At 60.6% G+C, this 20,033-nt stretch carries 19 protein-coding genes and 2 pseudogenes; 11 read left to right on the forward strand and 10 right to left on the reverse strand.

Annotated features, from left to right (window positions below; genetic code table 11):
* Positions 1–103 precede the first annotated feature (103 nt).
* From CO666_RS16795 to CO666_RS16820, 6 genes are all read right to left on the reverse strand, one after another.
* Complete coding sequence (locus tag CO666_RS16795; RefSeq protein WP_097613210.1) at positions 104–1,162, reverse strand: carbohydrate kinase family protein; 1,059 nt, start codon at positions 1,160–1,162, stop codon at positions 104–106.
* Complete coding sequence (locus CO666_RS16800; RefSeq protein WP_097613211.1) at positions 1,162–1,833, reverse strand: D-lyxose/D-mannose family sugar isomerase; 672 nt, start codon at positions 1,831–1,833, stop codon at positions 1,162–1,164. The genes CO666_RS16795 and CO666_RS16800 overlap by 1 nt, the downstream gene beginning before the upstream one ends.
* Complete coding sequence (locus CO666_RS16805) at positions 1,833–2,987, reverse strand: Gfo/Idh/MocA family protein (protein WP_097613212.1); 1,155 nt, start codon at positions 2,985–2,987, stop codon at positions 1,833–1,835. Before CO666_RS16805 ends, CO666_RS16800 begins: the two co-directional genes overlap by 1 nt.
* A 22-nt stretch (positions 2,988–3,009) precedes the next feature.
* On the reverse strand, positions 3,010–3,834 hold the full coding sequence (locus tag CO666_RS16810) for a class I fructose-bisphosphate aldolase (RefSeq protein WP_097613213.1): 825 nt from the start codon (positions 3,832–3,834) through the stop codon (positions 3,010–3,012).
* A gap of 112 nt (positions 3,835–3,946) precedes the next feature.
* Positions 3,947–4,672 carry an SDR family oxidoreductase gene (locus CO666_RS16815; RefSeq protein ID WP_097613214.1) on the reverse strand — a complete coding sequence of 242 codons (726 nt, stop codon included), beginning with the start codon at positions 4,670–4,672 and terminating at the stop codon, positions 3,947–3,949.
* Between the two features lie 215 nt (positions 4,673–4,887).
* On the reverse strand, positions 4,888–5,088 hold the full coding sequence (locus tag CO666_RS16820; protein ID WP_179869701.1) for a hypothetical protein: 201 nt from the start codon (positions 5,086–5,088) through the stop codon (positions 4,888–4,890).
* Positions 5,089–5,432: 344 nt separating this feature from the next.
* Between CO666_RS16820 and CO666_RS16825 the strand changes: the two genes are divergently transcribed.
* Complete coding sequence (locus CO666_RS16825; RefSeq protein ID WP_097613215.1) at positions 5,433–6,695, forward strand: MgtC/SapB family protein; 1,263 nt, start codon at positions 5,433–5,435, stop codon at positions 6,693–6,695.
* 307 nt (positions 6,696–7,002) lie between these two features.
* Entirely contained in the window at positions 7,003–8,985 is a 1,983-nt protein-coding gene (locus CO666_RS16830) for a sensor domain-containing diguanylate cyclase (RefSeq protein WP_097613216.1), read from the forward strand.
* A gap of 34 nt (positions 8,986–9,019) precedes the next feature.
* Here CO666_RS16830 and CO666_RS16835 read toward each other — a convergent pair whose 3' ends face one another.
* Positions 9,020–9,616: a TetR/AcrR family transcriptional regulator gene (locus CO666_RS16835; protein ID WP_097613217.1), complete on the reverse strand. Its 597-nt coding sequence runs from the start codon at positions 9,614–9,616 to the stop codon at positions 9,020–9,022.
* 104 nt (positions 9,617–9,720) lie between these two features.
* Here CO666_RS16835 and CO666_RS16840 point away from each other — a divergent pair, with 104 nt between their 5' ends.
* The gene (locus CO666_RS16840) at positions 9,721–10,764 is read left to right on the forward strand and encodes a saccharopine dehydrogenase family protein (protein WP_097613218.1); all 1,044 of its coding nucleotides are present in this window, start codon (positions 9,721–9,723) and stop codon (positions 10,762–10,764) included.
* A 165-nt stretch (positions 10,765–10,929) separates the two neighbouring features.
* Here the strand turns inward: CO666_RS16840 and CO666_RS16845 are convergent, their stop codons facing one another.
* Both CO666_RS16845 and CO666_RS33680 read right to left on the reverse strand, forming a co-directional pair.
* Positions 10,930–11,907, reverse strand: a complete 978-nt coding sequence (locus CO666_RS16845; RefSeq protein ID WP_097613219.1) for a phosphodiester glycosidase family protein — start codon at positions 11,905–11,907, stop codon at positions 10,930–10,932.
* Complete coding sequence (locus CO666_RS33680) at positions 11,907–12,254, reverse strand: HlyD family secretion protein (RefSeq protein ID WP_143540318.1); 348 nt, start codon at positions 12,252–12,254, stop codon at positions 11,907–11,909. The genes CO666_RS16845 and CO666_RS33680 overlap by 1 nt, the downstream gene beginning before the upstream one ends.
* Positions 12,255–12,602: 348 nt before the next feature.
* Between CO666_RS33680 and CO666_RS35030 the strand changes: the two are divergent.
* Together CO666_RS35030 and CO666_RS16850 are read left to right on the forward strand one after the other, a co-directional pair.
* Positions 12,603–12,995 (forward strand): annotated as a pseudogene (locus CO666_RS35030) (PAS domain-containing protein); the annotation flags it as partial.
* 72 nt (positions 12,996–13,067) lie between these two features.
* Positions 13,068–13,985, forward strand: a pseudogene (locus tag CO666_RS16850) (methyl-accepting chemotaxis protein); the annotation flags it as partial.
* Between the two features lie 45 nt (positions 13,986–14,030).
* Here the strand turns inward: CO666_RS16850 and CO666_RS16855 are convergent.
* The gene (locus tag CO666_RS16855) at positions 14,031–14,945 is read right to left on the reverse strand and encodes a LysR family transcriptional regulator (protein ID WP_097613221.1); all 915 of its coding nucleotides are present in this window, start codon (positions 14,943–14,945) and stop codon (positions 14,031–14,033) included.
* Positions 14,946–15,045: 100 nt separating this feature from the next.
* Between CO666_RS16855 and CO666_RS16860 the strand changes: the two genes are divergently transcribed.
* Genes CO666_RS16860 through CO666_RS16885 form a run of 6 tightly spaced genes read left to right on the forward strand, consistent with a single transcriptional unit; the run spans position 15,046 to position 20,032 of the window.
* The gene (locus CO666_RS16860; RefSeq protein WP_097613256.1) at positions 15,046–15,396 is read left to right on the forward strand and encodes a Dabb family protein; all 351 of its coding nucleotides are present in this window, start codon (positions 15,046–15,048) and stop codon (positions 15,394–15,396) included.
* Positions 15,397–15,422: 26 nt separating this feature from the next.
* Complete coding sequence (locus CO666_RS16865) at positions 15,423–16,709, forward strand: ABC transporter substrate-binding protein (RefSeq protein ID WP_097613222.1); 1,287 nt, start codon at positions 15,423–15,425, stop codon at positions 16,707–16,709.
* A gap of 51 nt (positions 16,710–16,760) precedes the next feature.
* Positions 16,761–17,657, forward strand: a complete 897-nt coding sequence (locus CO666_RS16870) for a branched-chain amino acid ABC transporter permease (RefSeq protein ID WP_097613223.1) — start codon at positions 16,761–16,763, stop codon at positions 17,655–17,657.
* 2 nt (positions 17,658–17,659) lie between these two features.
* The gene (locus tag CO666_RS16875; RefSeq protein WP_097613224.1) at positions 17,660–18,604 is read left to right on the forward strand and encodes a branched-chain amino acid ABC transporter permease; all 945 of its coding nucleotides are present in this window, start codon (positions 17,660–17,662) and stop codon (positions 18,602–18,604) included.
* Positions 18,601–19,389: an ABC transporter ATP-binding protein gene (locus tag CO666_RS16880; RefSeq protein ID WP_097613225.1), complete on the forward strand. Its 789-nt coding sequence runs from the start codon at positions 18,601–18,603 to the stop codon at positions 19,387–19,389. The genes CO666_RS16875 and CO666_RS16880 overlap by 4 nt, the downstream gene beginning before the upstream one ends.
* Positions 19,382–20,032, forward strand: coding sequence for an ABC transporter ATP-binding protein (locus tag CO666_RS16885; protein WP_097613226.1), 651 nt, complete (start codon positions 19,382–19,384; stop codon positions 20,030–20,032). The genes CO666_RS16880 and CO666_RS16885 overlap by 8 nt, the downstream gene beginning before the upstream one ends.
* Position 20,033 lies beyond the last annotated feature (1 nt).

The following is a 20,033-nucleotide window of genomic DNA, read 5'->3' on the forward strand; positions in this document are numbered from 1 at the left end:
GAGTGTGGCGCGCACGGCTGCCATAACGAATAGCTTCATGTCTGCTCCTCCATCCTGACTGGACGCCGATCGGCGTCGCCTTCTCCTGAGGCGACGTCGAGGGCTAAGCGGGTTGCGCGTTCGTCTCCTCTGCCTCGCGAAGGAGGACGGACATATCGGGAATGCCGTCGGTGGCCGTCGCACCCTTGAGGCAACGCGCAGCCGCAGCATGGGCGACGGCGCAGATATGCTCGACCGGCCAGCTCTCATGCAGGCCGTAGAGCACGGCGGCGCAAAAGGCGTCTCCCGCGCCGACCGTGCTGACGATGTCATCTGGGTCGACGGATCGCGACCGTGTCGTGATTGGCGAAGCGCCCGACGCAAACCAGAAGCAGATTTCCGGCGCGTGAATGATCGCGCCCTTGGCGACGCCCGCCGCCAGCAGGCGCTCGCCCGCCGTCAAAAGCGCCGCCTCGATCAAATCCCCCTCGGCGTCGCGAACGGCAACGCCGGTTGCCCGGCCCGCCTCCATCTCATTGATGATCAGGTAATCGCAGAAGGGCATGGAGACGCCGACCTTGGCCGCAAATTCCGGGTCTTCGCTCGAAACGAAGTCGACGCAGGTCGTCAGCCCGGCGCGGCGCGCGGCTTCGAGCAGGCGCGAGGCTCCCGAACGGCCGTCGGGGCCGATGCGGTCGAGACCCGGCAGCAGCATGAGATAACCGAGATAGAACAGCCGATAGCCGGCCTTGGCGAAGGCCGCCGGTGCGATAAGCTTGTCGGTGACGGCATCGTTGGCGCCGCCATGATAGAAGAAGGTCCGGTTCTGGCCGGGCACATTCATCACATGCGTATGCGCCGTCACCCGGTCGGCGAGCGCCGTCAGCCCGCCGACATCGACGCCGGCGACCGCAAGGCGTGCCTTGACGATCTCACCGTCCTGATCGGCGCCGATGCAGCCGGCCGCCGCCAGCTTTCCGGGAAATCCGAGCGAGGCCAGATTGGTGACGACATTGGCCGCCCCGCCGCCCACACCCAGATCCTGGTGCAGGATATGGGCGAGATTGCCCTGTTCGGGCCAATAGGACAGGGTGTGGACGCGATCGACGATGAAGTTTCCGGCGCAAACGATGCCGCCCTCATTCCGACTGTCGTGATGGTGAACCTCCTCCCCGGTTCGCATCAGCAGCCCCCTTCGTTCCACAAGGGCCTGAGCGGCGGCTCATCCTCCTCGATCGCGGCAAAGCGGCCGATCGGCTCCAGAAAGACATTATCGCTGTGGTCGTCGTTGACCTGGCTGACCTCGCCGACAAGGACGGGGCCACCGCCTTTCCGGCCGTAGAAGCGGTGGTAGAGCCCGGTGCGGATCGTGACGCTCTGCCCAGGCCGGAGAATGAGCGGCTCCCATGCGGCGAGCCGCTGCGGCAGCCCGTCGACCGGAACCGTCACATCCTCCTTCAGCACAGTGCCGTCGGCATCGGTCGCGGCAAATTCAATGACGAGATCGCCGCCGGCGCGATTGATGATGTCTTCCATCTTCGCCGCATGGCGGTGCGTCGGCGTGACCTGCCCTTCTTCGACGAAGAGCAGCTTTTCGGCATAGCTGCGTTCATCCTCGATATCGACGATGCCGTTGCGCAGGCAAAACAGCACGAGGCCGCATTCGGCAAACCGGTTCGAGCCGAAATCGGTGACATCCCATCCGAGCTGATGGGCGCGCAAATAGGCCGATTCCTGCGGGTGCGCGGCGAAATCCGCCGCCGTCCAATATCCCCATGCCGGCAGCGACCAGTGCCAGCGCTCGAGAGTCTGGGTTGCCCGCCGCAAGGCGGCGTTGATCTCGGAGCGCCGCATCAGGCGGACGCCCCGTTATAGGCGACCGGGACCACGACGTCTTCACGGCCGGATTTGAGGGCGGCCGTCAGGACCGCATGATGGGCTTGCGCTTCATCAGGCGTCGCGCAGCCGAAACCGTTGGCATTACCGCCGGCAAGCTCGTCGACGAAGGCCGCCCACATCTGCTGGATGGCGTCGGCAAAACCGAATTCGAAGATCTTGCCTGTAATGGCCGGAAACAGCGAGCCGTATCCGAGATCCTCGGTGCTCCAAGCCTGCGCACCGCCATTATAATCCATCCATTGCCACTGGCGCGGCGATTTCGTGCTGAAGAATGCGCTTTTCTTCATGCCGAGAACGCGGATGTACCAGCTGTTGGATTCGCCGGGCGCGATGCGCCAGGTTTTCAGCACCATCGGGAAATCCTGATCGCCGGTGCGCACGCGGCTGCTGATCGTGGCATTGTCCCAGGTGGTGCAGGGCAGCATGCCGCCCTTGCCGTCAGGACGTTCCGTAACCTTTTTGACCAGTTGCGCATGCAGGGTGGCCGGGCGCCAGCCGAGACGCAGCGGCACGTGCAGCACATGCATGCCGAGATCGCCCATGCAACCATAATCGCCATTGATCTCGGCCATGCGCTTCCAGTTGATCGGCTTCTGCCGGTCGATATCCGAAGAGTGCAGGAAACCCGCCTCGACTTCGAGGATTTCCCCCATCTCACCGCTTTTTGCCAGCGCGATGACCTTCTGTGCGCCGGGGAAAAACGGCATTTCTGAGGAGCAGCGGACCAGGAGTTCGGGATGTTCGGCGAGAACCGCGGTGATTTCGCGGTTCTGAGCGGCGTCCATGCCGAAGGGCTTTTCGCCGAGAAGGTGTTTTCCGGCCTTCAGGATGTCGATATAGAATTGCTGGTGCAGCACATGCGGGACGGCGCAATAGACCGCATCGACCTCGGGATTGGCCAGAAGCTCCCGATAGTCGGCGGTGAACTGCCGAACGCTCGGCACGTGATCCCTGAACCAATCGAGCAGCGTCGTGTTGGTATCGCAGACGGCAACGATTTCCGGCCGCGCCTTGACATCGGCCAGATGCAGCCAGCGCGCCGCGGCACTGGCGAACTCGCGCCCCATCAGACCGCAGCCGATGACGCCGAAGCGGAATATTTTCGTCATGACATCTCCTCCCAGACGCGCCTCAGCCAAGATGCCGCGCGGCTTGCTCGACGGAAGCCTTGTCATGGACGATCGCCATCAAGGCCCGCGTCATGCCGCCGGGATTGTTGTGCTGGATGACGTTGCGGCCATAAACGATGCCACGGGCGCCCTGCTCCATCAACTGCTTGGTCCGGACCAGGATTTCCTGATCCGAAACCCGGCCGCCGCCGCGCACCAGCACCGGCAGGCCCTGGGCGATCTCGACGACGCGGTGATATTCCTCGACATTGTCGCAAGGGTCGGCCTTGATGATATCGGCGCCGAGTTCGGCCGCCTGGCGCACCAGCGGCAGGATCTTGTCGATCGCGCCGTCGACCATATAGGCGCCCTTGGAATTGTCCTGCATGACCAGCGGCTCGACCATCAGCGGCATGCCGTAAATCTCGCATTCACGCTTCAGGCTGTTCACATTGCGCACGCAGGCGCGGTAGACTTCCGGCTGGTCCGGCAGCATCAAGAGATTGACGACGATACAGGCGGCATCCAGCGCAACGCCCTGTTCCACCGCCCTGTCGATCATTTCGGAAAACAGCTGGGACGGCAGCGGATTGCCGTAGATGTTGGCGATGTCGGTGCGTAACACCAGTGCCGGGCGATGTTTGCCGGGGATCGCCTGCAGAATGGGTGCGGTCCCCGGCGGAAGCTGGATGGCATCGGGTGCGGCCTCGGCGATCACCTCGATGGCGGTTTTCATGTTCTCGATGCCGGCGAGAAAGGTCCGTTCATTGAACATGCCGTGATCGATGGCAACGTCAAAACAATTTCCAGACACGCCGAAAAGACGGTTCAACCGCGCGGATTTCATCAAGCTCCTCCCAGATATGGCAACGTTTCCACATTCGAATAAAGGGAGCAGGATTGCGAGTCAAGAAAATGTGGTAACGTTTCCACATCAGCCCCGGTACTTCACGGCTCCTTCAGATGTCGAAGGCGCTTGGAAGCACCACGATATCGCGGATGGTGACGTTGCGCGGCCGGGTGAGCATGAAGATAATCGCGTCGGCGACTTCCTTGGGCTCGATCAAGGCGCCAGCCTCCTTGGCCTTGCGAAGGTTTTCCTCCGGCCAATCCGCCAGCAGAGCGCTGATCACCGGGCCTGGAGAAACCGAGCCGACGCGAATGCCGCTTTTCAGAAGCTGGCGTCGCATCGTCTGGACGAAACACGTCATCGCCCACTTCGACGGCGAATAGACCGGCTCCCATGGAATTGCCGAATGTCCGGCGACGGAGCTGGTGACGACGATGTCACCGGTGCCTCGTTCGATCATATGAGGAATGACACTGCGTACATTCTTGATGACGACATTGACGTTGAGATTGAGCATCCGATCGATGGTATCGAGATCGGTTTCCATCAGGTCGCCGCCGATGTAAGTGCCGGCATTGGCATGCAGGATGTCGAGCCTGCCGGTCTTCGACAGGACACCTTCGAGCAGTCCCGCACAGGCGTTGGGGTCCAGCAGGTCAATCACCAGCGGAATGGCGCGCTCGCCCAGCCGGCCGCAAATCGTCTCCAGCGCCTTCTCGTCGCGGTCCACCAGCACGACCGTCGCGCCTGCGGCGAGCATCGCCTCCGTCGAGGCCAATCCTATGCCGGACGCAGCACCCGTGACCGCCGCGATCTTCCCGTTCAATTCCGTCATCGACGTCTCCTCCTATCCTGATGCTGATTGCGCGTTCTTCCCAAGACCGCAGGCGGCGTCTTTTCGAAAGCCGCCAAGGGACGCTGTAGCATTTTAAATCGTTGCTTAGGAGGAACGACATCGGCAAACGTGCAGGTTCGCGACGTCACCAAGAGGGTTGGCGCGCTTCAGGTCATGCACGGCGTCCGCGTCGGACGCATAAAGCGGCGTCGTTGCTACTGCACCAATCGGCGCAATTGCTCCTGATCGACAAATTGATCCGTCGCGCCGGCCTCTTTATCCGGATGACTGAAAACCAGGCCATCGGAATCCTCAAGCTTCAAGGCTTGCTCCGTATTCATGATTCCCAGTGCCTGGCGCTCGTACTCAGATTCGATCGCTGCCTCGACGATGGCTTTTTTCCTGCGCATGTCCATATCCTCCGTTCCTCAAATGGTAACGGACGGTCGGACTCGCGGTTCCCATCGGGAGGGCGATGGCCGGTGGGAACCGCGGACAAGGATGGGTCGGGCAAAGTTTGAGTTGACCGCTTTCGATGGCGAGGCGACACTTGAACCACAGTCAGGCGGGGGAAGAAGGATGGGCGAGCCGGATCGCTGGCGTCAGATGAAAAGCGCATCGAAAGACAGTGGCCGGATTCCGGTGACGATCCGTCCGTCCGAATAGGGCCGGCAGAAATTGCCCTCGCGAACGGGTCGAATGACCCGGCAGGTCGAGGACCCGGGATTCAAGCACTCGCGCCGCATGTTGCGAAGATTCGATAATGACTTCATTGGTGATGACGGACGCATTCCAACGCCTCAGCCTCGCGCTCGCGATCGGCATCCTCGTCGGCATCGAGCGTGGATGGCAGGACCGCGATGCCGCGCCGGGCAAGAGAGTGGCGGGCATCCGCACCTATGGCCTGTCGAGCTTTCTCGGCGGCTTTTGCGGTTTCCTGCAGCCGTTGACGGGACCGATCCTGCCGACGGCCATCTTTGCATTTTTCTGCATCACGATCCTCAGCTTCAGCCGGATGCAGGCCGAGCGCGAGGAAGATTACAGCGCAACCGGCGCCGTTGCTGCGATCACGGTGTTCGCGCTCGGCTTCGGCGCCGTCGTTGCCGACATGACGGCGACGGCCGCAAGTGCCGTGGCGGTGACGGCGCTTCTGGCGGCGCGGGAGCCGCTGCACGGATTTCTGCGGAAATTGACCTGGCTTGAGTTGCGGGCCGCGCTGATCCTGCTGACCATGACGGTCGTCATTCTTCCGATCCTTCCCAATGAGACGGTCGATGCCTGGGAAATGATCAATCCCTTCGAACTCTGGATGCTGACCGTCCTGGTGGCGGCCGTCTCATTTGCCGGCTACGTCATGATCAGGCTCAGCGACGCCAGGGCCGGAATATTGCTGACCGGCGCCTGCGGCGGCATCGTGTCCTCAACGGCGCTGACGCTTTCCTTTGCCCGCCAGTCGACCGAAATGCCCGCTCTCTCGCCGCTGCTTTCGGCCGGAGCGATGCTGGCCGGGGCCGTATCGCTCACCCGCGTGCTTTTGATTTGCGGCGTCGTCGCGCCTGATGTGCTGTTGGAGCTTGCCGCATCGCTCGGCCCGGCGGCCGCGATCCTTGCGGCGGGCGGCGGCCTTGCCGGATTGGCGCGCCGCTCCGATGGCGGTTCCGATTTTGCACCGCGAAATCCGCTTGAGGTGATGGTCGTTTTCCGCTTTGCACTTCTGCTTGCCACCGTGACCATCGTGACGCGAGCAACATTGGCGGTCTTTGGAACGCAGTCGCTGGTCGTGGTCGCCTTCATCACGGGACTGGGCGATCTCGATGCGATAACCCTCTCCATCACGAAGCTGTCGGCACAAGCCGTGCCCGCGGATGCGGCCGCGCGGGCGATAGCGGTCGCCGCCTGCGCCAATCTTCTGGCGAAAACCGGTCTTGCGGCAAGCGCCGGAAGCCTCGGTTATTCGGTTCGGCTGGCGGTCACAACCGGCATAGCGATCCTTGCCGGCGCGGCCGGCCTGTTCCTGACGTGAACAGCCGCCAAGCCGCGCGCCCGACAAGCAACCATGTGATCCGGTTTTCTCCCATTCTATCCAAGTTGCGCAGGAAAATCGGCGGCGCTTCGGCAAAAGCGTTCTTTGTTAACTTGTGGGCACCCTTAATTGCTCCAGCCCATCGCGCAATGTCTCGATGCGCTGAACGAGCTTCGGCGCCGCCGCCGAACTCGTCACGTCACGAATGAATTGTGGCGCTTTCCCGCGATGCCCATCCATGCACGATGTCCTGATGCTGCCCTCGAGAGCGGCCGGACAGGCTTGTTTCCAGCGACTGAGGTAAATGATGATATCGAGCAGCCTGAGCGCGCTGTTGAAGATTGTCTTCGGATCGAAGGTGAAGCGGAAAACACGCCATACGCTGGCGTCGCGGGCATTGCGGCTGGCGGCGCTGCGCATCGCGCTGGTCTGCGCCTGTGCAGGCGGCGTGTCCTATTTCATCAATCATGCAGCGCTTGAGCAGTCGGTGCGCAAACAGCTCTCGCTTTCGACCGAACAGGCTTTGCAGCGCGAGTCTCTGCCATTCCGCGAGGTGAAGGACCTCGAAAAGAATTTTCTTGTCGAGTTCGACCGGATCTACGCGGCAGCCGAAGCCCGGCAATCATTGGCACTCGATTTCGACCATATTTTCTATCGCCATGAGGACGGATCCTACACCCAGCGCCCGGGATTGTTCGAAGGCGAGCCGTTGCCTGATGGGCGCAGGTTTCCCGGCATGTCGGCGACTTACGCGCCTGACGTGACGCCGGATGAGGACGTGAAGACACGGTTTGCGCTGTCCTATCTGCTCTCCTACCAATTCGGTTCTGCCGCCAAGGGCCGCCTCTTCAATTTCTACGGCGTGGTGCCGGAAAAAGGTTTCCCGATCTATCAGGCTGCCGACATCGCCAAGGTATTCCAATATGAAGGCCCGGATGCACTGAAGCTCGAGACCTTCGAATTTTACTCCCGCGGGTTCGCTGGGCCGCAGAACGATACCTTCTTCACCCGCATCTACTGGGATCCTTCCAACAATGCGTGGATGACCACGATCGCGACGCCCGACGCGCCTGACGCTTCGGGCAAACATCGCATCATGGCCTGTGTCGACGTGCTGCTCGACGATCTGATGAAGCGAACCGCCAGTCCGACACTGCCGGGCGCCAGGGCGACGATCTTTGCCACCGATGCTCAGGGCACACTGATCTTCGACGGCAAATACGCCGATAAGATCACCGCCAGCGCCGGCGAAGCCTCGATTTCCTCGCTTGAAATCGCCGACTACCAGCCTTTGCTGAAGGCAAGCCAGTCGATCGGAGCGGGTTCGGTGTCGCTGATCGACAGCAACACCGAAATTACCGCCGTCGGCCGGATCCCGGATACGCCCTGGGTGCTCGCCGTGCACTATCCGAAATCTCTGATGCGGTCCGCCATCCTCACCAATCTCGGGATCGTCATCGCCGTCGGGCTGCTCACCCTGCTCGTCGAACTTTTCATCCTCCGTTCGATCCTGCAGAAGCAGGTCGCCGAACCGCTGGTGCGATTGATCCACGCCACGCAGCTGGTCGGCCGTTCCGGCGTTACCGTTGCCAACGACGCCCTGCCCACGCATTCCGACGACGAGATCGGCGAGCTTGCCCGCGATTTTGCCTCGATGGCCGCACGCGTTCACGCGGCCCATGAAGCGCTTGAGGGGAAGATACGGGATCGGACGTCCGAGCTGGAGCGGCTCAATCAGAGGCTCCTGACGATCAGCCAGACGGACGAGATGACTGGTGTGGCCAATCGGCGCCGCTTCGACGAAGTTCTCGCAAGCGAGCTCGCCGGGCTTGGGCAGGGTCAGGAGCTGCTGATGCTTGCCATGGTGGATGCCGACTGGTTCAAAGGCTACAATGACCGATACGGCCATCCGGCCGGAGACGCCTGCCTGAAGGAAATCGCCGGGGTGCTGGAACGCAATACGCGCAGCAAACAGGATCTCGTTGCCCGTTACGGCGGAGAGGAATTCGCCATCATTGCGCGAGTCGCTTCAGCCGGCAACGCGCCCATCATCGGACAGGCCCTCTGTTCGGCAATGGCAGCCGTCAAGCGGACGCATGAGGGGTCGCCTTTCGGCCACGTAACGATCAGCGTCGGGATTGCGCTGGCGACACCGGATCAAAATATCTCTCCGGAGGCGCTGCTGCTCGAAGCCGATCGCGCGCTTTATCGAGCCAAACAGCGGGGCCGGAATCAAGCCGTCATAGCCGAGCCTTCTGCCGACACTGAGATACAGCAGATCGGCGCCTGACGACAGACAACCGCTGAGAGGCCGGCAACTCTGATCAACTGCGGCTGGCGGCGATCAGCGCATGGGCGGCATCGCGGAGCAACCCGATCGCCTCGCCCTGCTCAAAGGCCTGCATGCTGACAAAGGCGCCGTTGATCAGGACCGTCAGTTGGCCGGCGAGCCGGTCAGGCGCTGCAACTGCCAGCCTCTCGGCTATGGTCTTCAGGCGCCGCCTCATCTCACGCATGTGCGTCTCTGCGACCTTGCGCGCGGGGTGATCGGCTTCGGGGAACTCGGCCGCCGTGTTGATTTGCGGGCAGCCGCGGTAATTTTCCCGCCCGACCCTTTCGCCGATCCACTCCAGATGGGCGTCAAGTTCGGCCGAGGCATCGTCCGGATGCTGCTCCGTCACCCGGTCCCAGGTGCTCCAGAAATCCAGATCTTCACGCTTGAGGAAGGCCGCGATCAGGTCGTCCTTGGTGCCGAAATGGCGGTAGAGGCTGGTTTTGGCGACGCCTGACTTTTCCACCACAAGATCGACGCCGACGGCGCGCACCCCCCGCCGGTAAAAGAGCTCCGACGCCGTTTCGAGAATCCTGTCGCGGACCTCCTTGGCGCCGGTGGCAGGGGCATTCGCTGTGCTCTTTGGCATGTCGGTATCTCCTAATTCCTCCACCATAGCAGAAAGCCGATTGACACGCTACAGACCTGTATGTTTTATTAAGTACAGACAGGTCTGTAGCGATGGAGATGATGATGACCAGCAATTCAGCCGATATCAACACGACACCCAAGGCCGTAGCGGTCCTGGGCGCAAACGGCCATACCGGGCGTTTTGTCATTGCCGAACTCTTGCAGCGCGGGCTGAAGCCTATCGCGATTGGACGGAATATCAGGCGGCTGGCGGAGGCGGGCTTTGCGGAACGCGGCGTCGAATGCCGTGAAGCTGCGGTGGAGGACGACGCGGCTCTGGACCGGGCGCTCGCCGGGGCGGCGGCTGTGATAAACTGCGCTGGGCCGTTCATGGACACGGCCGACGCGGTGGTGCGTGCAGCGTTGCGGGCCGGCGTCCATTATCTCGACGTGACAGCCGAGCAGCCGAGCGTACAGACGACGCTGGACCGTCACGAGGCTGCGGCCGGAAAAGCGGGCGTAGCCATCATCCCGGCCATGGGATTTTACGGCGGACTGGCCGACCTGCTGGTCGCAACCGTCATGGATGAGTGGGACGATGCCGACTCGATTGAGATTTTCGTTGCGCTCGACAGTTGGTTGCCCACAAAAGGTACGCGCGTGACCGGGGAAAAGAACACAGCGAGGCGCCTGGCCATCAACGGCGGGCAGCTTGAGCCGGTGCGCCAACCGCCTGCCGAACGCGTATCCATATTGCCAGAACCATTCGGCCAGCAAACATTCGTCGAACTTTCCTTCTCGGAAGTACCGCTGATCGCCCGTCGCACGCAGACAAAGGAATTGCACAGCTTTCTCGGCACAACGGCACTGCGGGATGTTCGCGACCCGTCGACGCCGCCGCCACAGCCTGTCGACGACACCGGGCGCTCGGCGCAGCGCTTTGCCGTGGATGTGATCGTCTCGCGAGGCGAGGTGCGACGCCGGATCGTCGCCCAAGGACAGGACATCTACGCCGTCACGGCGCCGATCATCTGTGAAGCGGTCCAGCGCATCCTGTCAGGCGACATCCGCGATACTGGCGCGAAGCCACCGGCTGCGATTTTCAATGCCGCGAGTTTCCTGCGGGCGCTCGCCCCGCACCTATCGGTCGAGGTCGCAGAAATGTAAATGTAAATCCGAGACTTCAATATCGAGCGGGGCAGCAACCGACCGATCTGACCACCGCAGAACTGGCCCGGATGCTGGATGCCGGTAAGTTGGGAACGCGTGCCGATAGAGGTCAAAGCGGCCGGGCGGAGACGACAAGCATCCGACTGCGGCTTTGACCTCAAACTATTTCCGCTCGACCGTCAAAACCATCGGCATGGCCCAATTGGCCTGAAGAACCGGCCAACGCAGCAGTTTGACATTGTCATCCTCGACCTGCGCTTCCCATCGCGCATAAAATTTCTGGCTATACCCGTTCAGCCGGACGCTGCGGTGCGCGAGGGGGCCGCCGTCGAGGTTAAGGGCGATCTTGAGATCGAGCGGCGACGCCTTGAGAAATTCTGCCAACCGATCGAGAGAAAAGAACGCCTCCTTCGTCGTGCCGATGACGATGCGGCCTGAGCCGTCCGTCGCGACAAAGGTTCGATTGGCCAGCCAGCGACTTTTCACGTTCACATGAGTCTGACCATCGTCGCCGATCAGGAGCGGATAGGAAACCATCGCATTCGTCGCCCCGGCAAGGGCACTTCCCCAATCTCGATGGGTCAGGTCACGGATGTCAGCGGAGTTTGCGTCTGCAAAGAAGGCGCCGGCCTTCGCATCATACTGCTGGGGTCCCATCGCGACACCCTCACTGATGAAGGGCGTGTCGGGCCGGCCATGCATGTCGTAGTAGCTGCCATTGACGATCAGCACGGCCTTGGGCAAGGCATGCTCCCATTCGTCGATGCCCCGATCCCCCTGTGAGGCGTTATGGACGACGAAGCGGAAGCGCGCCGGATCGATCCGGCTGAGAAAAATCCGGTCGACTTCGCGACCATCGGCCAGCACCGGCAGCTCCGCCACCTCGAAGCCAATCTCAGGTTCCTGCCAGACCAGCGACCCCGGTTGCACGGCCGGGACTGGGTTCTTCAACGCCAATTGCATGGAGGCGGATAGCCGCTCGTCATCAGGCTTCACGGTGATCCAATAGGTTCCGCCGCGACGCAACACCGTGTTAAACCCATAGGCGCCCGCGACTTGCCAGAGCCAACCAGCGGCGACAACAATCACAATGACCAAGGCTGCGGTCAGCCCGAATAAGAGCTTGCGAACGACTGACATCAAAAATTCTCTATAAACAAATAGCTAGATTCGATATGCGACGCGATGCGCTCGTCTTGCGTAAATGCAATTTCAACTGAGGCTTTTCTACGACGCTCATCTATGCGGCAGCGGCAGTGTTGCGGTGAGCTTCTCAATGCTTGCGTCACTTCTTCCGATTGTACGGAGACGTCGAGCTGCGCCTTGCTCAAGTCATGGGCAGCACGATCGCGATCCGCGAAAGCCTCCGTCGCATCAACTGCGACAAGCAGATCCCCGGCGTGAACGATATCGCCATCCGGAACATCAAGGTCGCCATAGAGGCCGATCGCCTCCCCTAGTCCATCAAAAATACCCAAAATCCGCAAAAGACACTCGAATTCCGCACGATCCGCACACACTTTGATTTGGGTAATAGTCCGTTAATTTTCCGGCTGTTTACTCGGAATTACCGGGGGATCAGCATTTCATCAACGAAGTAAACTCCCTCATCCCACAGAATTTCATGAAGAGATTTTGAATTGTCGCGGACATCGGGTTCAATCTGACACTATCTACTTATCACGACTAGAATTAGCTTCAAACCTTATTTGGATATCATGAAATAATTCACACAACTCCAATAAGATACATAATTAAACACGCGCACATCGCCGTGAACCCTCCACCACAATAGCCCAGACATATGCTGCTTGGCTGAAAAGGTTTCCCATAAAATGTCGATCTTCAAGTCCAGACCAGCGTTTCCTCAACTGGTCGCGGAGTACGTCTTTGAAAATTCGCCTGACGCATGCTTTGTTGTGGAAGATCAACACGTCATCGACTGCAATCACGCGATGGAAACCATACTTGGCCTGACAAAGGAGAAAATTATCGGTCTTCATCCCGCCGAGCTTTCTCCGAAGTTCCAGCCCGACGGGCGTCTATCCAGTGCCGCCTCGGCCGAAATATTCGAGAAAGTCGCGCGCGAGGGGATCGCCCGTTTTGAATGGATGCACCAGCGATTGGACGGCACCCCGTTTCCGGTTCAGGTAACGCTTCAGCTGGCGAATATCGGTGGGCGGGCCGTATGTATCAGTTCCTGGCAAGATATCGCCGATCTCGTCAAATCCCGGCAAGCGGAAGAGCTTTCTCGCGCACGCGATGCTGAAATGGCCGCGGGGCAGAAAGCCGTCGTTAGCGCAATGGCCTCTGCCTTGCACCAGCTGGCGCATGGTGACCTTGGTTGCCAGATACAGGCGCAGTTTCCCAAGGAATACGAGTCGTTGCGCAGCGACTTCAACACAGCGGTGGGGCAGCTTTCCAAAGTCATTCTGCAGGTCAAAGCCAATGTTACATCAATGCACGCGACAACGGAGGAGATCCGTGGGGCGGCACATGATATGGCCGGCAGAACGGAGCGGCAGGCGGCCTCGGTAGAGGAGGCGGCAGCAGCACTCGAGGAGATTTCGACAACGGTGACAGAGGCTACGGCACGAGCGGAACAGGTGGGAAATCTCGTCGCCCAGACGCGCGCAAACGCAGAATTGTCCGGAAAAGTTGTCAACGACGCCGTTGCCGCGATGCGTGAAATCGAAAAATCTTCCAACGAGATCAACACCATTACCGGCGTTATCGACGATATCGCCTTTCAGACGAACTTGCTGGCGTTGAATGCCGGAGTGGAGGCCGCCCGAGCCGGTGATGCGGGCAAGGGGTTTGCCGTCGTCGCGCAGGAAGTCCGCGAACTTGCGCAACGATCGGCAAAAGCGGCCAAAGAGATACGAAGCTTGATTTCCGCATCGAGCGGTCAAGTGAAGAATGGCGTCACGCTTGTCGAAAAAACCGGCTCGGAACTGGAGACGATGGTCATCTCGGTGCAAGAAATCAACCAGCATGTGAGCGCCATCGTATCATCGGCTCATGAGCAGTCGACGGCAATTCGCGAAATCAAGTCGTCCGTCGGCCTCATCGATAGAGGTACGCAGCAAAATGCCGCGATGGTCGAGCAGACGGCAGCGGCAACTGAGGGACTCGCAACTCAAACCAACGACCTCAACGAACTTGTATCGATATTCGGCAAAGAGACAAACAAACGCCCCTTCCGGCTGGCTTCATGAGAAACAGCGTGAGATCGGCAAGCATACTCGTCGTCCGCCAAGACATCAGGAGTAGCTGATCCCGTTGTCGGGGTTCGAACGGATCTTGCTGATCAAGAAGTCCGAGAAAACTTTAACCTTGGCCGGCAGCCGCGTTTTGTTCTGATAGGCGATGTTCATGTTGAGGATCGGCAGTTCCCAGTCCGTCAGCACCGGGACGAGGCTTCCCGCCCGGATATCATCGGCGATGATATAAAGCGGCTGGATCAGAATGCCCATGCCCGCCAGTGCCGCTTGCCGGATCACCTGCCCATCGTTGCAGTCGAGCGTATTGCCGATATTCACTCGCTCCGAGCGTCCCTGGCGCGTCAGATTGAGGATGTTCGGCTCGTTGGCGAGATTGTAGACGAGCATGTCGTGTCTCATGAGATCGGCCGGTTTCACCGGCATTCCACGTCTCGACAAATACTCGGGCGCCGCCGCCAGCAATCGCGGCGTCGAGCCCAGCTTTCGCACGATGATGCCCGAATCCGGCTCGTGTTCACGGGTACGGATCGCGACGTCGATGCCGGCTTCGATGAAATCGAGATAGCGGTTGGCGGTGACGATCTGCACGTTCAGCCTGGGATAGAGCGCGCGGAACTCCTGCAGCACCGGCGCGATGCAGAGCATGGCGAAGGACAGAGAGCTCGTCACCTTGAGCAGGCCGGAGGGTGAAAGAACGCGCTCCAGAACCGCATTTTCCGCTTCGTCGAATTCGTTGAGCAACTGCGTTGCGCGAACGAGGAACTCCTGGCCGGCCTCCGTCAGCCACAGCCGGCGCGTATTGCGCTCGATGAGCCGGACGCCAAGTCGCTCCTCCAGCGCACTCAAGTGCCGGCTTGCCGCGGCGTTGGACATGTTGAGGCTGATCGCCGCACGCGACAGACTCATGAATCCAGCGGTTCTTACAAAGACTTCGACTTGAGCGAGACGGTCCATTTTTCCTCTAGGTGGAAAAAAGCTTTCCTTACTATGCGGTTTATTCCGATTGGCGCAAGTGGTTAATTCAGAACCAGGCAAGCGCACCGAGGGAGGCATTGTGAGCGGTCCGATCAAACACATTGTGATGTGGCGCGTACGAGGCGAAACGCCCGAGGCGCGCCGGGAGGCCCGCCACAGGGTGAAAACCGCTTTCGAGGATTTGCGCGGGCGGATCGAGGGCATGACTCATGTCGAAGTCGGCATGGATATCTCAGACGTGGACTACGCCTGCGATGTGGTGCTCGTCACCGAATTCACCGACGCGAACGCCCTGAAAAACTATGCCTCTCACCCCGAACATTTGAGGGTTCGTGAGGAGCTCGGCGACCTCAGGATCGCGCGCCATCAAGTCGATTACCACATCGAAACGTCCTTGCCGGCCGGTCGGGAGCCGGCCGACCAGGGATAGCGACACCAAACGGGAGGAGAAATGACATGAAAGCAACAAACTGCATGCTGGCGGCCAGCGCCTTGTGCCTGTTGGCCATGAATGCTCACGCGGAAGTACCGATCCAGATCGGTCTCGTCACGCACCTGTCCGGCGCAGCCGCCGGACCATTCGGCATACCCGCCCGCAATGGCGCCGAACTCGTCATCGATGCCATCAACAATGGTCAGATGCCTGCCCCCTATAACACGCGCGGCATGGCGGGACGACAGATCGCGACGACGCTCCTCGACGAAGCCGGCTCTCCTGCGCGGATCGTCACGGAAGTCCGGTCGCTGGTGGAGAGCGTCAAGCCCCAGGCCGTCATTGGATTCGTCACGACCGGAACCTGTCTTGCGGCCTTGCCGGTGCTTGAGGAGCTGAAGACGCTGACCGTGCTTTCGACCTGCGGCACCCCGCGCGTCTTTGAAGACAATAATTTCCATTATGTCTTCCGCACCTCTGCAAATGTGACGATGGATGGTGTCACTGCGGCGCGTTACATCAACAACCGCATGCCGGAACTGAAAAACTATGCCGGCATCAACCAGAATTTCGCCTTCGGACAAGATTCCTGGCGCGACTTCAACCTCGCAATGAAAGGATTGAAGCCCTCCCTTTCCGTTTCGCTCGAGCAATTTCCAACGGTCGGCGCCGGTCAATATGGTGCGGAAATTTCGGCTCTGTTGAGCAAGCGGCCCGAGGTAACTTTCTCGAGCTTCTTCGGCTCCGACCTCGAGGCGCTGGTCTATCAGCTTGTTCCGCGCAGTTTGCAACGGCAGACCCAGCTCGTTTTCTCGACCGGTGAGACGGCAATGTTCCGCCTCGGCAACCGGCTTCCCGATGGCGCCATCATTTCCGGTCGCGGACCTTACGGCGTGTTTGCGCGCGACACCGAACTCAATCGCTGGTTCAGAAGCGCTTACGAGAAGCGCTATGGTGACGAGCCGACCTACACCGCTTACCACGCCGCACAGGCCGTGCTCGGCCTGAAGATCGCCTATGATCACGCTGCAGAAAAGAAAGGCGGGCAGCTGCCGGACACCGAGGAAGTCATGGCCGACTTCCGCGGCCTCGAATATGAGGCCTTCGGCACGAAGGTACGCATGTCCCACGACAAGGGTCAGCAGGCGGTTACCGAGTCTGCAATCGGCGTCTATCGCTTCGATCGCGAGACCGGCCGTCCCGGCGTTACCGACGTCACTTATTACTCCGCCGACTGCGTGAACCCTCCTGACGGCACCAAGGCCGTGGAATGGCTGAGCGCCGGCATGCCAGGGGCAAAGTGCGATTGAAGCCGCGGCTTTGCCTATGCCGTCATTAGGAACCGATTTCCAGGTGTATCCATGTCTATATTGACCATCATCTTCGTGGATGGCCTCGGCTACGCAGCCTGGCTCTTCCTGGTAGCGGTTGGCATGACGCTGATCTTCGGCGTCATGCGGATCCTCAATATCGCCCACGGCTCGTTCTATGCCTTCGGCGCCTATGTCTGCGCGATCCTCATCGGCCGCTGGTTCGATGCCGGCCTCCCCTCGATCGGCGCCTATCCGATCATACTGTTCTCGGCGATCGTGGTCGGAGGTCTGCTCGGCCTGCTGCTTCAGCAGGGGATCCTCAAACATTTGCAGCGCCGCGACGAGGTCGCCATCGTGCTCGCGACCTTCGCCCTCTTCCTGATCCTGGACGATACGATCCTGCTCGTGTGGGGCACGGATGCCTATCCCGCCTTCCAGCCCTATGCCGATCTCGGCACCATCGACATCAGCGGGATTCCATTTGCCCTTTACGATCTGTTGCTGATTGCGCTGGCGGTCGTCATCGGCGGCAGCCTCTGGTTCCTGCTGAACCGCACGAACTATGGCAAGCTGCTGATTGCCATCATCCACGATCCCGACATGGCCCGGGCGATCGGCGTCAATGTCGACCGCATTTTTCCGACGGTCTTCATCATCGGCGCGATGCTCGCCGCCCTTGGCGGCGCCAGCTCCGCCCCGAAGATTTCGGTCGCACCCGGCATCGGCGTCGATGTCATTATCCTTGCCTTCGCCGTGGTGGTGATCGGCGGCATGGGGTCGATTGCCGGAACGATGATCGGCGCCTTGATGGTCGGCTTTGGGCGGGCCTTCGCCGTCTACTTGGTTCCCGAGCTCGAGCTCTTCGTGATCTACGCAATCATGACCGCGGTGCTCATCTTCCGTCCACAGGGCCTCTTCGTGCGGCCTGCAGCACGAAAGATCTGAACATGCCGAGATCTCCCCTTTCCGTTCCGGCAGCCGCGACGCTCGGTCTCATCGCCTTCGCTGCCATGGCTTTCGTGATACCGCCCAACGGGATCACCCTGCTGCTGTTTTCGATGGCACGCGCCCTCGTCGTCGTCGGACTGCTGGTCCTTCTGCGCGCCGGTCTCGTCTCCTTCGGTCAGGCGCTTTACTTCGCACTGGGCGGCTACACCGTCGGTTTCCTGTCGCTCCATTTCGGAATCACGGACGGGTTTCTGCGGGTGCTGATCGGGGCTCTCGCCGCCGCTGCACTTTCGATCGGTCTCGGCTTTTTGCTTCGGCGCTACAGGGCAATCTTCTTTGCGATGCTCAGTCTCGCATTCTCCATGATCCTTTACGGACTTCTGGTCCGCTCGGAGGCGCTCGGCTCCACCGACGGTTTCCCGGTCGGTGAGATTACCTGGTTCGGCTGGCGTCCCGATCCCGCGATGGAACGATATGTGCTCTACGGCATCGTGTTGCTATTTGCCTGGGCGACATGCCTCGGCGTCGACGCCTATCTGAGATCGGCCCTCGGGCGGCTTGCCGAAGCGATCCACGACAACGAGGTTCGGGTGGAATATCTCGGTGTTTCCGCCGAACAGATCGTTCATGTCAAATATGTGCTTGCGGCAGCCCTCGCCGGCCTGTCCGGCGCCCTGATGGCGCTTGTCATCGGCCACGTCGATCCGAACATGGCAAACTGGACGAATTCGGGCGAGATGGTTTTCGTGCTCATCCTTTCCGGTACCGGGTCTATCTTCGCACCTTTTGTCGGCTCGATCGCATTCGAGATCATCCATGCCGGCGCCATGCACTATTCCCCGCAGGCCTGGCGGATCATCCTGGGGGCAGCACTTCTCGGCACGATCATGTTCGTACCAGGCGGCCTCTGGTCTCTCTTTGGGCGCTTCCGGAGGCCGGCATGAGCACCATCCTCAACGTCATGAACCTCGAAAAGCGTTTCGGCTCGGTCTCCGCGGCAAAGAACATCAATGTCAGCGTCGCCGAGCGCGAAATCGTCGCCATCATCGGAACGAACGGCGCCGGCAAGACCACCTTCGTCAACATGGTGACCGGCTGGCTCGCTCCGACTTCCGGCGACATCCGCTTCCTCGGAACCTCCATCGTGGGCCGCAGGCCTCGTGAGATGACGCAGCTCGGTCTGTGTCGCTCGTTCCAGGTGCCCCAGGTTTTCGGCAGCCGCAGCGCGCTGGAAAACCTCGTCATGGCAGCCGCCGTCGCGGAGCGGTCTGGACTATCATTGTTCTCGGATCCCTTCACCGAGGAACGGGTTACCCGTTGCGAGATGCTGCTGCGCGACTTTCGCATCGGCGACTATCTCCATCGAAAGACCGCGCAACTGCCTCAAGGCATTCGCAAACTCCTGGACATCGCCATGGCGATGATCGCAATGCCGAAGATGCTTCTCCTCGATGAACCGACATCCGGCGTTTCGATCGACGAGAAGCTGGAGCTGATGGACATCGTGATGGGTGCTCTCAAGGCCCGCGAGGTCACCGTCATGTTCATCGAGCACGACATGGAGATCGTCGAAAAACATGCCGCCCGGGTTCTCGCCTTCTTCGAGGGCGGTATCATCTCCGATGCCTCGCCGCAGCAGTGTTTCGCCCACCCAACGGTGCAAACGCACATCGTCGGCGAGGGCAAGGTGAGCGCCCGCCTGAAGAAAGGAGGCGTACAAGATGCTTGAGATCGAAAACGCATCGGTATCGATCGAAGGAACACCCATTCTTCGCAATGTCGAACTGACGATGCCGACCGGCGCCATGATCGGCCTTGTCGGTCGCAACGGTGCGGGAAAGACCACGACGCTGAAGACCCTGATAGGGCTGCTGGTTCCGCAGTCCGGCAAGGTCCGGTTCGATGGCGCGGATATCACATCCACCTCGCCTCACAGACGCGCGGCACTCGGCATCGGTTTCATGCCGGAAGACAGGCGGCTCGTCCCCGACCTGACGGTTCGCGAGAATATCCTGGTTCCCGCCTGGGCGATGCGCCTCCAGGATGCCGAGAAGCGTGTCGACTGGATCGTGGATCTTATCCCGGAACTCGGCCCCCTGATGGACCGTTACGCGCCGCAGCTTTCCGGCGGCCAGCAGAAGCTCGCGGCACTCGGTCGCGCCTTGATGGTCGGCAGACGCGCCTTGCTGCTCGACGAACCTTCCGAGGGCGTCGCCCCGGCGCTGGCCGAGCGCATCGGCGAAATCCTGTCGAACCTCAAGACGGAAGGGCTTTGCGTCCTTATTTCCGAATCGAACGATCACCACGTTGCCGATTTGCTCGACGACGTCTTTTCGATCGAGCGCGGCCAGGTCCGCAGATTGGAACACTGAC

This window comes from Rhizobium chutanense (genome assembly GCF_002531935.1).
GTDB classification, from domain to species: domain Bacteria; phylum Pseudomonadota; class Alphaproteobacteria; order Rhizobiales; family Rhizobiaceae; genus Rhizobium; species Rhizobium chutanense.

Excerpts from the sequence above, each read along its gene's own strand:
- CO666_RS16795 (WP_097613210.1), bottom strand. The coding sequence starts at position 1,162 with ATGCGAACCGGGGAGGAGGTTCACCATCACGACAGTCGGAATGAGGGC.
- CO666_RS16800 (WP_097613211.1), bottom strand. The coding sequence starts at position 1,833 with ATGCGGCGCTCCGAGATCAACGCCGCCTTGCGGCGGGCAACCCAGACT.
- CO666_RS16805 (WP_097613212.1), bottom strand. The coding sequence starts at position 2,987 with ATGACGAAAATATTCCGCTTCGGCGTCATCGGCTGCGGTCTGATGGGG.
- CO666_RS16810 (WP_097613213.1), bottom strand. The coding sequence starts at position 3,834 with ATGAAATCCGCGCGGTTGAACCGTCTTTTCGGCGTGTCTGGAAATTGT.
- CO666_RS16815 (WP_097613214.1), bottom strand. The coding sequence starts at position 4,672 with ATGACGGAATTGAACGGGAAGATCGCGGCGGTCACGGGTGCTGCGTCC.
- CO666_RS16820 (WP_179869701.1), bottom strand. The coding sequence starts at position 5,088 with ATGGACATGCGCAGGAAAAAAGCCATCGTCGAGGCAGCGATCGAATCT.
- CO666_RS16830 (WP_097613216.1), top strand. The coding sequence starts at position 7,003 with ATGATATCGAGCAGCCTGAGCGCGCTGTTGAAGATTGTCTTCGGATCG.
- CO666_RS16835 (WP_097613217.1), bottom strand. The coding sequence starts at position 9,616 with ATGCCAAAGAGCACAGCGAATGCCCCTGCCACCGGCGCCAAGGAGGTC.
- CO666_RS16840 (WP_097613218.1), top strand. The coding sequence starts at position 9,721 with ATGACCAGCAATTCAGCCGATATCAACACGACACCCAAGGCCGTAGCG.
- CO666_RS16845 (WP_097613219.1), bottom strand. The coding sequence starts at position 11,907 with ATGTCAGTCGTTCGCAAGCTCTTATTCGGGCTGACCGCAGCCTTGGTC.
- CO666_RS16855 (WP_097613221.1), bottom strand. The coding sequence starts at position 14,945 with ATGGACCGTCTCGCTCAAGTCGAAGTCTTTGTAAGAACCGCTGGATTC.
- CO666_RS16865 (WP_097613222.1), top strand. The coding sequence starts at position 15,423 with ATGAAAGCAACAAACTGCATGCTGGCGGCCAGCGCCTTGTGCCTGTTG.
- CO666_RS16870 (WP_097613223.1), top strand. The coding sequence starts at position 16,761 with ATGTCTATATTGACCATCATCTTCGTGGATGGCCTCGGCTACGCAGCC.
- CO666_RS16875 (WP_097613224.1), top strand. The coding sequence starts at position 17,660 with ATGCCGAGATCTCCCCTTTCCGTTCCGGCAGCCGCGACGCTCGGTCTC.
- CO666_RS16880 (WP_097613225.1), top strand. The coding sequence starts at position 18,601 with ATGAGCACCATCCTCAACGTCATGAACCTCGAAAAGCGTTTCGGCTCG.
- CO666_RS16885 (WP_097613226.1), top strand. The coding sequence starts at position 19,382 with ATGCTTGAGATCGAAAACGCATCGGTATCGATCGAAGGAACACCCATT.